The organism is Saccharospirillum salsuginis, assembly GCF_014651855.1.
GTDB classification, from domain to species: Bacteria; Pseudomonadota; Gammaproteobacteria; order Pseudomonadales; family Natronospirillaceae; genus Saccharospirillum; species Saccharospirillum salsuginis.
Genome location: NZ_BMXR01000005.1, coordinates 318,425 through 334,440 on the forward strand (window position 1 = coordinate 318,425; position 16,016 = coordinate 334,440).

Below are 16,016 nucleotides of genomic sequence, written 5' to 3' on the forward strand. Positions count from 1 at the left end.
GCCCCTTCCTTTCTTTCAGAACAGGTTCATCTGTTCGTCGATCAGTTCCCGAAACGATGTTCCCATAAAGTGCAGGATTCCGTCGGCGATGGGTTCGAGTTGCTTGTCCAGGTAGTGCTGGTAGTCCAGCGGCGAGCGGACAAAGGGCTCGGGTTCGACGCCGTTGACCGTCATCCGGTAGGCAATCTGGCGGCCGCTCCAGGTGGGTTGTTCGGCCTTGCGTTTCAGCGCGGCCTGGACGTGAGGCGGTTTCTGTTTTTCATAAGAGGACAGCGGACGACGCAGCCGGCGCTGGTAGGTGAGGCGATCGTCCCGCTGCCCGGCCTTGAGGGCGGCGACTTCCTCGCGAACGTAGGCGGCGTAGTCGGCGCCGTCGAAAACGCGTTGGTAAAGGCCCTGCTGAAACTGTTTCGCCAGCGGCGTCCAGTCGGACCGAACCGCTTCCAGGCCCTTGAACACCAGCCGCGTTCGACCGCCATCGTCCACCACGCCGGCGTAGCGTTTCTTGGAACCGGTCTCCAGCCCGCGAATGGTGGGCATCAGGAAGCGTCGGTAATGGGTTTCGAATTCCATTTCGAGATGGCAGTCCAGGTCGAATTCGGTGCGTATGCGCTGGCGCCACCAGTTGTTCAGTTGACCCGCCAGCTGTTGCCCGAGTTCGGGCGGGTTCGGGTGGCGGTCGGCCCAGACGAAGACGGAATCGGTATCGCCGTAGATGACGCGATAACCCTGCTGCTCGATGTGGTCGCGGCTTTCGTTGAGGATCTGATGGCCGCGCCGGGTGATGGAGCTCGCCAGCCGCGGGTCGAAGAAGCGGCAGAGATTACTGCCGAGCACGCCGTAAAACGAGTTCATCAGAATCTTGATGGACTGGGACAAGGGCGCGTTCTGTTCGCGCTTGGCTTCGTCTCGCGCGGCCCAGAGCCGGTCGATGATACCGGGCAGAATGTGATCGGTGCGGTGGAAACGGGCACCGAGGAACCCCGGAACGGTCTCCGCTTCCGGGCTTTCCAGACCCCGGTGCAGCCCAAGCGGGTCGATCAGAAAGGTGCGGATGATGCTCGGGTACAGACTCTTGAAGTCGAGCACCAGTACGTCGTCGTACAAGCCCGGTTTGCTGTCCATGACGAAGCCGCCCGGGCTGTGCTCGGTCAGTGATTGCTCACCCACCGACGGCGCGACCCGACCGGCACGGTGCAACCGGGGCAGGTAAACGTAGCTGAAGGCGGCGGCCGACGCCCCGATCCGGTCCAGCGTCAACCCGGTCAGATGGGCTCGCTCGACCAGGAAGTGCCAGAGCTTGGCCTCGCGGAAGATATCGATGACCAGTTGGGCGTCTTCGCGGTTATAGGTGTACAGCGCCAGCGGCTCCTCCCGGTAGAGCCGCTCGATTTCGCCGACCCGGTCGTCGCTGTCCTCGATCGCCTTGCCGCGCCCCAGGATCGTGCGGGACACGAATTCCAGCGAATAGCTGTCCAGGTACCAGGCCGCCGAGCGCAGCGTGCCCGGCCCATCCACCACCTGTCGCCCCTCGATGTCGACGCGTGACGGACCGCCCTGCCGCTTGTGCCACCGGACCCCGGAACCGTCGCGCCCCAGGGCGAGCGGTCGATTGTGGCGATCGGCGTGCTGTTGCAACACGAACAAATCGAAATCCACCACCGCCCAGCCGACCAGGATGTCCGGGTCGTAGGCCTGAACCCAGTCGATGAACGCCTCCAGGCAGGCCTGCTCCGAGTCGACCCAGTGCAGATCCTCGGGCGCGTTCGCCGGCCGGGTATGACCCCGGTCCACCACCCAAACCGCGCTGGCATCCTCGGTCACGACGGCGATGCTGTACAGATCGGGGCATTGCCCGGGGACGTACCAGGCGGTCTCGATGTCGAGCGAAACCACGCGCAGCTTGGGCTCCACGCTCGCCGGACGCAGCCGTTTACCCTCTCGGGTCACGCTCGCGGTGATCAAGCGTTCCATCAAAAACCGGTCGCTCGGGATCACATCGTCTTCCCAGACCCGCAGTTGTTGATCACGCCCGCGCCGCACCCATTGGCGTTGCTCGGTGAAGGTCGCGGAATACACCGGTCGCACGGCCTCCCCTTCCAGGGAGATCAAACCGGGCTCTCCGACTCGGGGCATTACCGGTCGCGTGGCCCAGACCCGATGCCAGGCGGCCCATTCCCGCTCGGGAATGAAACAGACCGACTCCTGTCCTTCCAGCGTCCAACAGCGGACATCGTCGCCGATTTTCAGCCAATAGCGCAGTTCGAGCCCATTATCGGTCTCCGACCAATGACGGCTCAACACGAAGGCGGGATCGGGTTGGCTTTCCTGTAACATGGCGATTGCTATACTGCGCTCATCTGTGTGGGAGAATTCTATATGCTTTTACTGGGAGAACGGTCAGAAACGGCGGATCAGCTGTCGGAACGCCTCCGGATACTGTCGGACAAGCTGTTCGAATCCCTGCCACCCGGCGAACGACGCAACCTCGAAGCCCAAACCGACCTCTACGCTCTGCAGTCCACGGAAAACCTGTTCATCGTGCGCTCGGGTACGATGCAGGGCTGGCAGGGCGAACGCCTGTGCCTCTATTTCGAACCGGGCGACGTCATCGGGCTGAACGAATGCTACCAGCTCCCGGCCCTTCGCGTCGCCTGCGAGGAGGGGGTGGTGGTCGAGCAACACGCGGCGGACGATCTGCTGCGCTACACCCACGAGACCAAGGAGCGCCAGGCCATCTGGACCAGTTTCCTGATGACCCAGATCGCGCTCTTCCAGGATGCGTTCGCGCGCAACCAGCGCGATGAGGACCAGGCGCCACAGACGGGCTTCCTGAACTTCGCTCCGGGCGAGACGATCCTTAACGAGGGCGATCCGGCACACGAGGTGTTTACCATTCTGAACGGCCGGGCGGAGGTCTATGTCGCCGAGAACAAGGTCGGCGAAGTCCTGCAGGACGAGATTTTCGGCGCCATGGCCGTTTTCACCGGCGAACCCCGCTCTGCCACCGTCATCGCCTCCGAACCCTGTACGGTTCTGGCGGTCCCCAAAGACGAGTTCGTCACCCTGATCAAATCACACCCCGAGACGACCATGACCCTCATCGAGAACATGGCCCGAAACATCCAGTCGCTGAATGCCCGGTTGACCGAAGACTAGGCCTTGTTCGGGCTTGTGCCTAAATTTCGGCCGGGCTGGCTTGTTGCCGGGAATCCGCTAGAGGAGGCTGGGTTGACCTCTGCTGGGACTGCTTAGTGCCGGGAACCCGCGAGAGGTGGCGGGGTGCTCCCTGACGGACCGCTGCAAGTACTTCCCTGTAAGCTCGGCGGCCCGAATCCGACCGCCATGGATGGCGGAAGTGCCGGTTTTGCAGGAGCAAAAACCGGCCCTGCGGGCCGACGTCCGCCTGGGAGCACCCCGCCACCTCTCGCTAGTCAATTGTGCAACTACCGCCGCTCATGGCACTCGTAGGGTGGGCACTGCCCACCAGAAAAATGCCCAATCACTTCCCCCTCAAACCTCCACTAGAACAACAACGACTTAAAATTCCTTCAACCACCAGCCATCAGATTGAGGCACCGTGGAAGTATGGGTTCAGGTGAGGGGGTAGGGGTCTCCGGGGATGTCGGCCGCAGGGACGCGGCCGCCAAGCCTACATGGATGTATTCACGGCGACCCCGGAGGCCCCTACCCCCTCACCTGAACCCTCAAAACCACACAACCAATGGCAAATGTCTTACAAACCCTGTCCCATATCGCCGCTATTGGAAACCATCACTAATCGTCATACTTCTTTCCGTCGCCAAGGAGAGCTCCGGGTAACGGACAGCCCGCTACAGGACGTAGAGACCACATACAGGTTATCTGGACAACTCAAAGGACACCTCAGTGGGCAGCTGAGCCGGCCAGGGCAGGCCGATCCCCGTTTTGGTTTCCCGCATCGGGATCCCCCTTTTCCAAAACCGGGCCCGGCCTTCTTTTTTCCGGCCTCTTCCTTCCTCCATTGAGAAAGCCCGTCATCCAACCCATGATGAGCATACAGTTGCCAATCATCGGTTCAGCATGACCCACGCCACCAACACCCAAACCGTCCAACCCGGCCAGTTCGACACCCGTTACGCCCGGGAACTGCCGGACACCTATGCTCAGGTCAATCCGACACCGCTGCGCGATCCGCACTGGGTGTGCTGGAATCATGCCCTGGCGGAGGAATTGTCGTTTCCGGCCGAACCGGACGATCAGATGCTGAAGGCCTGTTCCGGGGCGGGGTTGTATCAGGGTACGGAGCCGATCGCGCAGAAGTACGCCGGCCACCAGTTCGGTGTCTGGAACCCGGATCTGGGGGACGGGCGTGGCCTGTTGCTCGGTGAGTGGGTGGACCCGGACGGTGAACACTGGGATTTCCATCTGAAGGGCGCCGGCAAGACACCGTTCAGTCGCTTCGGCGACGGTCGCGCGGTGTTGCGGTCGTCGATCCGGGAGTTCCTGGCCAGCGAAGCCTTGCACGCGCTTGGCATTCCGACGACGCGGGCGCTGGCGCTGGTCGGGTCGGACGAGCCGGTACAGCGGGAAGTGTTGGAGCGCGGCGCCATGCTGACCCGGGTCGCGCGCACGCACATCCGGTTCGGGCATTTCGAGTGGTTCGCCTTCAGCGAGCAGACCGAGAAGCTGGAACAACTGCTGAATTACACCCTGAAGCACCATTACCCCGAGTGCCTGGAACACGATGACCCGACCGCCGCTTTTTTTACCGAGGTGGTCGACCGCACGGCCACGCTGATGGCGCATTGGATGGCCCATGGCTTTTGCCACGGGGTGATGAACACGGACAACATGAGCATCATCGGCGATACCTTCGACTACGGGCCCTACGCCTTTCTCGACGCCACCCGGCCGGATTTTATCTGCAACCACACCGATGTTCAGGGCCGCTATGCCTTCAACCGGCAGCCCGATATAGCGTTGTGGAATCTGCAGTGTCTGGCCCAGGCGTTGGTGTCACACACCCGCCAGGACGCTTTGAAGGAGGCGCTGCAACGCTTCGCACCGGTCTACAACAACCACTTTCTGCATTTAATGGGTGAGCGGCTCGGCCTCGGGGAGATTGAAGCGGACGATCAGGAACTGGTCAGCGAGTGGATGCAATTGCTGGCGGCCGAGGAACGGGATTTTCACCACAGTTTCCGGACTCTGGCGGACCGGCCGGTCGAGGCCTGGTCGGAACTGGATGACGACTATGTAGATCGGGATCGGTTTCGGAAATGGCGCGAGGCACTGGCCGAACGGCTGGACTCGGAGCCGGACCAGGGTCGCAGCCTGGCCAGGGCGCGCAACCCGGTCTCGGTGCTGCGGACACACCTGGCGCAGGAAGTGATCGAGGCGGCCGAGCAGGGAGATAACGCTCCCCTGCACAGCTACCTGGCGGCGTTGCAGTCCCCGTTCGAGCACCGCGAAGAATGGCGCCACTGGGGTGACGCCCCACCGGCGGACTATGTGGCCCGCCCGCTCAGTTGCAGCAGTTGAGGGATTGGGGTTCGTAGGGTGGAAGAGGTGGAGCTGACATCCGCCGGGAGGGCGAAGCCCTCTTAATCGCCCGCTGAAACACTGCTCCTGCACATCCCTGTGCTCGCAGCATAAGTACATCCATGTACAAAAAAGGCGGGCCATGCCCGCTTCGGCAGATGTCGGCTCCACCTCTTCTGCCCTACAGGTGACGGCTCGATTTCCCGCTTAAAACAACTCTTCCGAGGGCGCCATCAGCGTCTCACTGCCCGCCAGCACCTTGGCGTGATAGGCCAGGGTTTCCGGCAGCAACCGCTGCATGAAGAACCGGGCCGTCTCGACCTTGGCGGTGTGGAATTCGCTGTTGCCGCCCTGGGCTGCCTTGGCCATACGCGCCCACATGTAGCCGTAGGCGGTCAGGCCGAACAGGTTCAGGTAATCGCAGCTGGCCGCGCCGATGGCGTTCGGGTCGTCGCCGACGCTGTTCAGTACGGAGTCCGTCGCTTCGGTCAATCGCTCCAGGGCGGCGGACAAGGGCGCGGTGAATTCGCCCAGGTCGGCATTGTCGTCGATGAACGCCTGTACCTCGTCGCGGAACAGGCCATACCACTCGCCCTTGTTCGCGGCGACCTTACGCCCCATCAGATCCAACGCCTGAATGCCGTTGGTGCCTTCGTAGATCTGGGCGATGCGGGCATCGCGCACGAACTGCTCCATGCCCCACTCGCGGATGTAGCCGTGCCCGCCGAACACCTGCTGGCCGAGGACGGTGACATCGAAACCCCGGTCCGTGAAATAGGCCTTGGCGACGGGCGTCAGCAAGGCCACCAAGCCTTCCGCTTTGGCCCGGGTGGTCTTGTCGGGGTGGCCCTTGGCCATGTCCAGCCACATGCCGACGTAGGCGGCGAAGGCGCGACCGCCTTCGTTGTAGGCGCGCTGGGTCAGCAACATGCGACGCACGTCCGGGTGAACGATGATCGGATCGGCCGCCTGGTCCAGATTCTGTTTACCGGACGGCGCACGACTCTGGATACGCTCTTTGGCGTAGGCGCGGGCGGACTGGTAGGACACCTCGCCCAGGCCAATGCCCTGCAGGCCGATGGACAGACGCTCGTAATTCATCATGGTGAACATGGCCGCCAGGCCGCGATTTTCCTCGCCGACCAGATAACCTTTGGCGCCGTCGAAGTTCATCACACAGGTCGATGAGCCTTTGATGCCCATCTTGTGTTCGATGGAACCACAGGTGACGGCATTGCGATCGCCGAGCGAGCCGTCTTCGTTGACGTGGAACTTGGGTACGACAAACAGCGAAATGCCCTTGGAGCCGGCCGGCGCGTCCGGCAGCTTGGCGAGTACCAGGTGAATGATGTTTTCGGCCAGGTCGTGCTCACCCCCGGTGATGAAAATCTTCGTGCCGGTGATGTCGTAACTGCCATCGTCCTGCGGTACGGCTTTGGTTTTCATGATACCGAGATCGGTGCCGCAGTGCGGCTCGGTCAGGCACATGGAGCCGGACCAGCGGCCTTCGTACAGCGGCGGCAGATAGGTCTGTTTCAGTTCTTCATTGGCGTGGTTCAACAGACACAGGCAGGCACCGGCGCTCAGTGCCGGGTACAGTGCGAAGGAGGTGTTGGCCGCGTAGACCATCTCCTCGAACATGACGGTCAACATCTTCGGCATGCCCTGCCCGCCGTACTCGGTATCGCCGCCGAGGCCGACCCAGCCGCTTTCGGCGTAGGTGGCGTAGGCTTCCTTGAAGCCCTTGGGCGTGGTGACGACAGTGTCGTCCCAGTGGCAGCCCTCTTCGTCGCCGCTGCGGTTGATCGGGAAGAGCTCGTTTTCGCAGATGCGGGCGCCTTCTTCGAGGATGGCCGAGACGAGGTCGGGGGTAACTTCCTGGGTGTTGGGCATGCTGGCCCAGAGTTGATCGGCCTGGAAGACGTCCTGCAGTACGAACTGCATGTCCTGAACCGGTGCTTTGTATTCCGCCATGTCAGTACTCTCTTGTTCTCGTCGGTATCTTGGACGCCCGTGGATCGGGGCTCTGTCCAAAGGCTAAGGTTTCGGCAGCCTTCGGCAATTTGTTGGGTGGTTAAAGTTCCCGGTTTGGGTGTAAACCTCGGTGCCTGTGGTTTGATTCTGTGCCTGGGTTTGTTTGTGGCTCGGTTGTCTGTGGTGCCAGTGGTTCGCCCCCGCTGCCGGGTAGGCCCCCGCCCAGGGTCGGCATGAACCCATCCATGGGGCCTTGACCGCAGCATCCCTGCAGCGGATACCCCTGCGTGGGACCTACCCGGCATCCGGGGCTGGTTCCGTGGTGACTTCGCAGTCCGTTATCCCGCCGCATTTGTAGGGTGGGCACCGCCCACCATGGAAGGATACTCAGCCTTCAGCATGCTCCATTGCCAACCATTATTCCGTGGCACATCAGGGCATGATGGTGGGCGATGCCCACCCTACGTGTGCCCAAAACAGCTGGTGCAACAAGTAGGTTGGATTAGCCGATAGGCGTAATCCAACACCAGACCCGAGCCACGGGACCATTCCGTGCCTTTTCAAACGTCGGATTACGCCCCTTCGGGGCTACCGAGCCCGGTGTGCCGGACCAGACGTACCGATCCGGCCTACGTTTCATCAAAACGCGAAATGCTCTTCCTCAAGATCCATCAGGCTGTCGACGCCGTTCAGCATGGCCAGTTTGTGGCTCTCGGTGCGCGGCAGGATGCGCTGGAAGTAGAAGTTCGCGGTCTTGATCTTGGCGTTGTAGAAATCCGCCTCGTCGGTGCCGGCGTCCAGGGCTTTTTGCGCCTGTTCGGCCATGCGCGCCCAGTAGTAGCCCAGCGTGATGTAACCGGAGTACATCAGGTAGTCCACAGCCGCGCCGCCGACTTCTTCGCGGTTTTGCATCGCCTTCATGCCGAGTTGCATGGTGACGTCGCCCCACTCTTTGTTCAGCTTGGCCAGTTGTTCGACCAGCGGTTTCAGGGTGGCGTTGTCTTCGTTGGCTTTGCAGAACTTGTGCACGATCTTGGTGAACTTCTTCAGCATTTCGCCCTGGCTCATCAGGACCTTGCGGCCGAGCAGGTCGAGGGCCTGGATGCCGGTGGTGCCTTCATAGAGCTGCGAGATGCGGTTGTCGCGAACGATCTGCTCCATGCCCCATTCCTGGATGTAGCCGTGGCCACCGAACACCTGAACGCCGTGGTTGGCCGCTTCGGTGCCGACTTCGGTGAGGAAGGCCTTGGCGATCGGGGTCAGGAAGCTGAGCAGTTCGTCGGCTTCTTTCTTCTGTTCGTCGTCGGCGCTGTATTTGACGATGTCGACCAGGAAGCCGGCGTGCATCAGCATGGCGCGGCCGCCTTCGGCGAAGGCTTTCTGCGTCAGCAGCATGCGACGCACGTCCGGGTGGACGATGATCGGGTCGGCCACTTTTTCCGGCGCTTTCGGGCCGCTCAGGCTGCGCATGGCCAGGCGGTCTTTGGCGTAGGCCAGTGCGCCCTGGAACGACAGTTCACTGGAGGCGACGCCCTGCATGGCGGTGCCGAGGCGGGCGAAGTTCATGAAGGTGAACATGCATTTCAGGCCCTGGTTCGGCGGGCCGATCAGGAAGCCTTTGGCGCTGTCGAAGTTCATGACGCAGGTGGCGTTGCCGTGGATGCCCATTTTGTGCTCGATGGAGCCGCATTCGACGGCGTTGCGGGTGCCGTCCGGCAGGATTTTCGGCACGACGAACAGGGAGATGCCCTTGGTGCCTTCCGGCGCGCCCGGCAGACGGGCCAGGACGATGTGAACGATGTTCTCGGCCATGTCGTGCTCGCCGGCGGAGATGAAGATCTTGGTACCGGTGATGGCGTAGGAGCCGTCGTCGTTTTCCTCGGCCTTGGACTTCAGCGTGCCCAGGTCGGAGCCGCAATGCGGTTCGGTCAGGCACATGGTGCCGGTCCATTCACCGGATACCAGCTTGGACAGGTAGACTTCTTTCTGCTCGTCGGTGCCGTGCAGTTCGATGGTGTTCATGGCGCCGTGCGACAGACCCGGATACATACCCCAGGACCAGTTGGCGGTGGAGACCATCTCGGAGACCACATTGCCGATGGATTCCGGCAGGCCCTGGCCGCCGAATTCGGTCGGTTGCGCCAGCGACGGCCAGCCGTTCTCGACCCACTGCTGATAGGCTTCCTTGAAACCGGTCGGGGTCGTGACCACGCCGTCGTTCCAGGTACACCCTTCTTTGTCGCCCACCTGGTTCAGCGGCGCCAGCACTTCTTCGCAGAACTTGGCGGCTTCGCCCATGATGGCGTCGATCATGTCACGGGAGGCATCGGTCGCGCCGATGGCCTGAAAATGGGATTCGGAGTCCAGCACCTCGTGCAGGACAAACTGCATTTCGCGAATGGGGGCTTTGTATTCGGGCATGATGTCACCTCAAAATCGCACGATGGCGAGGGTTGGGCCGCCGGTGGACACGGCTCGGGTGTATCGCCGGCGGCTCGGTGTTCAAACGGTCGTTTGAAACATACGTTCGCCCCCAGACTAAGTCAAGCACGTTTATTGAGTCGGTCACAGGTGGGCGGTGCGAGCAGAGGATTGGTGCCGGACGGGAATAAACCCGGCTGAAAGTGGCCGTTCAGGCGAGTTTGGCGCTCTCGATTACCCGCGCCATCTTTATGGATTCTTCACACTTCGCGGACAGTCCGGAGGAAACCAGCGCGCGTATACGCGGCCTCCCGATGGGGTGGTTTGGCGAAATCTTCCGAATCAATCGACCAGTTTCTTCCAACAAACCGGTGCCGAACCCACCGGCGTATATGACGGGGCACGATGATCACACTCACTGAAACGTACGAGGACTTACATCATGACCCTGTTTAAAACGCTGTCCCTCTCGTTACTGACCATTGTATTTGCCGGTGTCACCTTCGCCGCCGGTCATATGGCCTCCAAGAACATAGTCGAGACCGCCGTCGAGGCGGACGATTTCAATACTCTGGTCTCCGCCGTCCAAGCGGCCGATCTGGCGGGCACGCTGCAAGGTGAAGGACCGTTCACCGTCTTCGCCCCGAACGACGCCGCCTTCGCCAAGATCCCTCAGGATACCCTGAACGCGCTGATCCAGGATAAGGAAGCGCTCACCCAGGTGCTGGGCCTGCACGTCGTCTCCGGTAAGGTGATGGCATCGGATGTGGTGGGTCTGTCCTCCGCCGAAACCATCACCGGCGCCATGCTGAACATCGAAGTGATGGGCGGTGAGGTGATGGTCAACGGCTCCAAGGTCATCGTCACCGACATCGAAGCCAGCAACGGCGTGATTCATGTGATCGACACGGTGATCACCCAGTAACCGTCGGTCAGTATTCCTGACTTAAATCGACCTCGAAACGGGGAGCCTGCGCTCCCCGCACTCTTTTCAGATTCTCGATCGCCAGCGCCACCACATCCTTCGGTTCGCTGATCGAGGCGATATGGGGCGTCACCCAGATGTCCGGATGCGTCCAGAACGGGTGACCATGCGGCAAGGGTTCGGTCTCGAACACATCCAGAATCGCCCCGCGTATCTGACCGCCGACCAGCGCCGGAATCAGATCATCCTCGACCAGACTGGCGCCGCGCCCCACATTCATGACCACAGGCTGTCGCCCGCATCGCGCCCAGAAATCCCGGTTCATCAAACCCCGGGTGGCACTGGTCAGCGGCAACAGGTTGATCAGGTAATCGCATTCCTCCAAGCCCTGAGCCAGCCCGGCTTCCCCGGTCAGTGAACGCACACCTTCCAACTCTTTGCCACTGCGGCTCCAGCCATCGACCTTGTACCCTTGGGGTACGAGGCTTTCGGCCACACTGCGGCCCAACTCGCCCATCCCCAGGATCAGCACCCGCTCGCCCCAGCGGCCTTCGTGCCAGGCCCACTCACCCCGGCTCTGCGCATCGAACAGGGTCGGCATGTCGAGTTGCCAGTTGGACAGCATGGCGGTGACAAAACGGGCCATCCGGTCTTTCAGGCTTTGGCTCATGTAACGGGCCACCGTCCATTCGTCGGGCAGGTGCGCATCGAGCAGGTGGTCCACGCCGGCGCCCCAGCTCTGCACCAGCTTGACGTTGGGATAGGCGGACCAATCCTGTTGGCCCGGTTTCCAGGCGAGGATCATCTCGATGTCGGCGGGGGAGAAGTCGTCGCCGGGAATATAGATGGGTTCGTCGAACCCCTGGTCGGCGAAATCGTGTTTGATCTTGTCCAGCTGGTTTTCACTGCCGGACATCATGACGAGGATGGACATGCTGGTCTGACGGGTAAGAATTCAAACCAAGCCTAACACACCTGGGGCACTGGCCTCCCGCGGGGTACTGTGGCTGGGTAGGCTATTGTGCTGGAAACCCGCACAGGGAGGCGGGCTATGCTCTTCCGGGAACCGCTGTGAACCCATCCGTGGGCGCTTAACTTCGGACCGGGCTGGCGCACCAGTCCATGCCTCAGATGTTCCCTCCAGAGCATACCCCGCCTCCCTGCGCTAGTGTTCGGTGCCACTACCGACTAGCAGCGGATGCCCGGGATGCTCACCTGAGGATATCTGAGGCATGGATGCCGAAGTTAAGCCCCCATGGATGGGTTTACGGCGGCCTCAGGTGAGCATCCCGGGTAGCCGATGCGGGTTTAAGACGCCAAAGCAACAGAAGCCACAGTAGCCAGCGTGCCATCGGCACTTAAGGAAATGGTACTGAGGATGTTTCTCACGCCTGGCGGATAACGCCCTACTTGAGGCGTCCCAGCAGGCGCTGGTTTTCGCGTTCTATGTATTCGTAGAAGGCGACGTCCCTGAGGCCCTGGGCGGCTTCGCGATCAAGCACCAGGGTGGCTCTGGGATGCATTTGCAGTATTGAGGCGGGGCATCGGGCGGCTACCGGGCCTTCGACGGCTTCGCGGACGGCCTCGGCCTTGCCTTCGCCGGTGGCCAGCAGCAGGATTTGTCGAGCTTCCATGATGGTGCCGATGCCCATGGTCATAGCCAGGTTCGGCTGGAATTCGTCGGGTTTGAAGAAGCGTTGATTGGCTTTGACCGTGTCCGGAGTCAGAGTTTTGACCCGGGTGCGAGAAGCCAGGCTGGAGCTTGGCTCGTTGAAGCCGATGTGGCCGTTGCGACCGATACCGAGCAGTTGCAGGTCGATGCCGCCCGCCTCGCGAATGGCGTCTTCATAGGCATCGCATGCCGCCAGTGGATCCTCGGCCGCGCCGTCGGGCACCCGGGTCTGGCTCCGGTCGATGTCGATGTGATCGAACAGCTGGGTGTTCATGAAGTGGCGATAGCTTTGCGGGTGGTCACCGGACAGGCCCAGGTACTCGTCCAGGTTAAAGGTACGAGCGTCGCGGAAGCTGACGTCGCCCTGTTCGAAATGACGAATGAGCGTTTTGTACAGCTGGATCGGTGTGGAACCGGTCGCCAGACCGAGCGCCGCGTCCGGTTTTTTCGCCAACAGGTCGATAAAGCGGGCCGCACCGTATTCGGCCACCTGCTCCAGGGTGTCCAGGATGACAATTTGCATGGGTCTTACCTCTGGGAATCTCTGCAGAATTCAGATCAAGCGCTGACCGGCCCGCCACAGTCCGGTGACGTTCAGTTGGTCGTCGAACCAGGTGAGGTCGGCCATGCGGCCGGGCAAGAGGCTGCCGAAACGGTCGTCGACACGCAGGTACTCGGCCGGATAACGACTGGCCATGGTGATGGCCTCGTCGAACGGCAGCTTCAATTCGGTGACGCAGAATCGCACCGCGTCGGTCAGCGAGATGGCACTGCCGGCCAGCCGGCCTTCGGCATTGACCAGGCGACCGTCGACCTCGCGGATGGTCTCGCCATAGAGTTCGAAGGATTTTTCCCGGGCACCGACGGTCGCCATGGCGTCCGAGACCAGGTACATCTTGCCGCGCGGTTTGGCGTTGAACGCCAGCCGCAGGGATTCCAGATGCACGTGAATGCCATCGGCGATGATGCCGCACCAGGTGTCCGGACTGGACAGGGCGGTACCGACCACGCCGGGTTCGCGGCCGCTCATCGGCCGCATGGCGTTGAACAGATGGGTGAACCCGCTCAGGCCGGCGTCGATGGCGCGCACGACCTCGGCGTGGGTGGCGTTGGTATGACCGGCACTGACCCGCAGGCCGAGCGCCACGATCTTGCGGATGTCCTCGGGGTCGACCTGCTCCGGGGCCAGAGTCAGGATGGCCGGCACCGTGGCGGCGCGGCGAATCCAGTCCCAATCCGCCCGGTCCAGAGCGCGCAATGACGAACGCCGGTGCACGCCGTTGCGATCCGGGCTGAAAAAGGGCCCCTCGACATGCACGCCGAGAATGCCGCTGTCCGGATCCCCGGCGGCTGTCACACCGGCCTCGACAAAGGCGGCCGTGACTTCACGCCGGTCCGAGATCACCGTGGCCAGAACCCGGGCGACCCCGGCCGAGGCATGGCCCTCGGCCACGGCCGCCAGGCCCTCGGCCGTGGGGTCGTTATTCAACAGCACACCGCCGCCGCCATTGACCTGCAGATCGATCAAACCCGGCACCAGAATCCCGCCCGACAACCGTTCGATCGAATAGTGGGACGGTACTTCGCCCTGGGGAACCCGGCCGACGATGCGGCGATCCTCGATCAGAATGGCCGATGGGCCATGGCGTTCAAAACCGTCGTAGACGTTGGGCGCGATTACCGCAGTGTGCATAACTGTTCCTTCCTGCCCTGTCGGGCGTAACAACGACCGGACAACCGGCCCGCGGGGTCAGCCTGAGCTGTCCGCGGGCATGGCCGACAACTCGGTCACGAAATCGTAGATGTCACCCCGGTACCAGGACCGGGTAAATTCCACCGGCCGATTGCCGGCATCGAACCCCTGGCGCTCGATGTACAGGACGGCGTCGCCTGGGGCGATTTTCAGGTAGCGGGCCACTTCGGCGTCGGCGTTGTGCGCCGTCATGGTCTGCAATGCCCGCACCGGCCGGGCGTTGGCGGCGTGCAGGGCGTCGTACAGGGAGTCACTCACCTGTTCGGCCCGGGCGATGATGGTGCCGGGCACGGAGGCGATCTCGTAGGCCATGGGCGTCTCGCTGGCATAGCGAACCCGGGTGTAGCGGCCGACGCGTGCGCCGGGCGACAGGTTCAGGGCCATCGCTTCGCGCGGCGACGACTGGACGGTGACCTTGTTGACCCACTCGGACGACGGTTTCATGCCGCGTGCCGTCATGTCCTCGGTGAAGGAGTTCAACACCGAGAGGTTTTTGTGAATCGATTGCTTGCCACCGGAGGTGACCACGGTTCCGGCCCCCTGACGTTGCCGCAGCAGACCTTCGTCGACCAGGGTTTCGATGGCCTTGCGCACGGTGACGCGGGAGACGCCGAGCGCCTGTGCCAATTCGCGTTGCGGCAAGAGGTAATCGCCGTCCTCGAGCAGGCCTTCGTGTATGGCCTGGGTCAGGGACCGGGACAATTGGGTATAAAGCGATCCGGGTTTGTCCGGATTCGGGGTTAAGAAATCGATCAGTTCCTGATCGGTGCGCACGACAGTCGACATTAATCCAAGCTCCTCTGTAGGGCCAACCTCAACGCGCCGTCCAGGGCATCGCCCTGCGATGGCCGCAATTGGGCTTGATGTCGCTCGGCCAGTCGATCGCTGACGAACGGTCCCAACCCACCCAGCACCACCAGCGGTTGCGGCGGTTGCTGCAGGGCATCGAGCAGGGCATTCAAGACTTCGGCCTGGCGCTCGATGATGCGGACGGCGTGCGGGTCGGCTTTTTCATACCAATCCACTACCAAAGGCGCCAGCTTACCATAATCGACGGATTTGGCCTCTTGGGCCCAACCAATAAGCCCGCTGATGGAGTCGGAATACTGTTCCCAGACGGCGCGGGTCAGGTCTGTGGCTTCGATCAGGCCGTCGCGCTGCCAGAGGGCATGGCGAACGGCCTGTTGGCCCAGCCAGGCGCCGCTGCCGCGATCGTCGAGCGGGAATCCCCAACCGGAGACGCGACGCCACTGTCCCTCCTGATGGGCGATGCCGATGATGCCGGTGCCGACCACGAGCATGGCGCCGTCTTCGCCACCATGCGCGCCGACGCAGGCGATCTGGCCGTCGTTGAGCAGGTGAAAACGGGCGAAGCCGTGCGGTCGGGCAAGGAAACGGTCACGGGCGGCGTCAATCTCGGAGCCGGCGAGGCCGGCGACGACTTCTATTCGGCTGCGGGCTTCGAGTGGCAGGCCGGCCTGGGTGAGGGCATCGGAGGTGGCCTGTTCGATGGAGTGCCAACTGGTCTCGGTGCTTTGGTAGACGTTGGCGCTGCCGGCCCGGGCGTTGGCCAGGACGCGACCGTCGGCGTCGGCCAATCGGACGCGGCAGGAGGTGCCACCGCCGTCGATGCCCATGAACAGGGGCGCTGAGTCGCTCAAAGCCATGATGAATGCGTATCCTCGATCATTGTTTTTGTCATTCGTTGAGTTCCGTGGTTGCTTCGGCTCGGCGATATATCGTGCCAA

General features: G+C 62.3%; 11 protein-coding genes. 3 read left to right on the forward strand and 8 right to left on the reverse strand.

The window, feature by feature from the left end:
- Positions 1–15: 15 nt before the first annotated feature.
- Positions 16–2,337, reverse strand: coding sequence for a DNA polymerase II (locus IE111_RS11975; RefSeq protein WP_189608897.1), 2,322 nt, complete (start codon positions 2,335–2,337; stop codon positions 16–18).
- Positions 2,338–2,379: 42 nt separating this feature from the next.
- On the opposite strand from IE111_RS11975, the gene IE111_RS11980 reads away from it, so the two are divergent.
- The gene (locus tag IE111_RS11980) at positions 2,380–3,159 is read left to right on the forward strand and encodes a Crp/Fnr family transcriptional regulator (protein ID WP_189608899.1); all 780 of its coding nucleotides are present in this window, start codon (positions 2,380–2,382) and stop codon (positions 3,157–3,159) included.
- 903 nt (positions 3,160–4,062) lie between these two features.
- Entirely contained in the window at positions 4,063–5,523 is a 1,461-nt protein-coding gene (locus IE111_RS11985) for a protein adenylyltransferase SelO (protein ID WP_189608901.1), read from the forward strand.
- A gap of 207 nt (positions 5,524–5,730) precedes the next feature.
- On the opposite strand, the gene IE111_RS11990 is transcribed toward IE111_RS11985, so the two are convergent.
- Both IE111_RS11990 and IE111_RS11995 read right to left on the reverse strand, forming a co-directional pair.
- Positions 5,731–7,497: an acyl-CoA dehydrogenase C-terminal domain-containing protein gene (locus IE111_RS11990; RefSeq protein ID WP_189608903.1), complete on the reverse strand. Its 1,767-nt coding sequence runs from the start codon at positions 7,495–7,497 to the stop codon at positions 5,731–5,733.
- A 639-nt stretch (positions 7,498–8,136) separates the two neighbouring features.
- Positions 8,137–9,918: an acyl-CoA dehydrogenase C-terminal domain-containing protein gene (locus IE111_RS11995; RefSeq protein ID WP_189608904.1), complete on the reverse strand. Its 1,782-nt coding sequence runs from the start codon at positions 9,916–9,918 to the stop codon at positions 8,137–8,139.
- Positions 9,919–10,360: 442 nt separating this feature from the next.
- Between IE111_RS11995 and IE111_RS12000 the strand changes: the two genes are divergently transcribed.
- The gene (locus IE111_RS12000; RefSeq protein ID WP_189608906.1) at positions 10,361–10,843 is read left to right on the forward strand and encodes a fasciclin domain-containing protein; all 483 of its coding nucleotides are present in this window, start codon (positions 10,361–10,363) and stop codon (positions 10,841–10,843) included.
- A gap of 7 nt (positions 10,844–10,850) precedes the next feature.
- Here the strand turns inward: IE111_RS12000 and IE111_RS12005 are convergent, their stop codons facing one another.
- The 5 genes from IE111_RS12005 to IE111_RS12025 all read right to left on the reverse strand — a co-directional run bounded on the left by IE111_RS12005 (position 10,851) and on the right by IE111_RS12025 (position 15,935).
- On the reverse strand, positions 10,851–11,777 hold the full coding sequence (locus IE111_RS12005; RefSeq protein WP_189608909.1) for a 2-hydroxyacid dehydrogenase: 927 nt from the start codon (positions 11,775–11,777) through the stop codon (positions 10,851–10,853).
- A gap of 472 nt (positions 11,778–12,249) precedes the next feature.
- A complete protein-coding gene (gene nagB / locus IE111_RS12010) occupies positions 12,250–13,038 on the reverse strand; it encodes a glucosamine-6-phosphate deaminase (protein WP_189608911.1) in 789 nt (262 codons plus the stop codon).
- Positions 13,039–13,068: 30 nt separating this feature from the next.
- Positions 13,069–14,208 carry an N-acetylglucosamine-6-phosphate deacetylase gene (gene nagA / locus IE111_RS12015; RefSeq protein ID WP_189608913.1) on the reverse strand — a complete coding sequence of 380 codons (1,140 nt, stop codon included), beginning with the start codon at positions 14,206–14,208 and terminating at the stop codon, positions 13,069–13,071.
- 57 nt (positions 14,209–14,265) lie between these two features.
- Entirely contained in the window at positions 14,266–15,054 is a 789-nt protein-coding gene (locus IE111_RS12020) for a GntR family transcriptional regulator (RefSeq protein ID WP_189608915.1), read from the reverse strand.
- A complete protein-coding gene (locus IE111_RS12025; RefSeq protein ID WP_189608917.1) occupies positions 15,054–15,935 on the reverse strand; it encodes a glucosamine kinase nucleotide-binding domain-containing protein in 882 nt (293 codons plus the stop codon). The genes IE111_RS12020 and IE111_RS12025 overlap by 1 nt, the downstream gene beginning before the upstream one ends.
- Between the last annotated feature and the right edge of the window lie 81 nt (positions 15,936–16,016).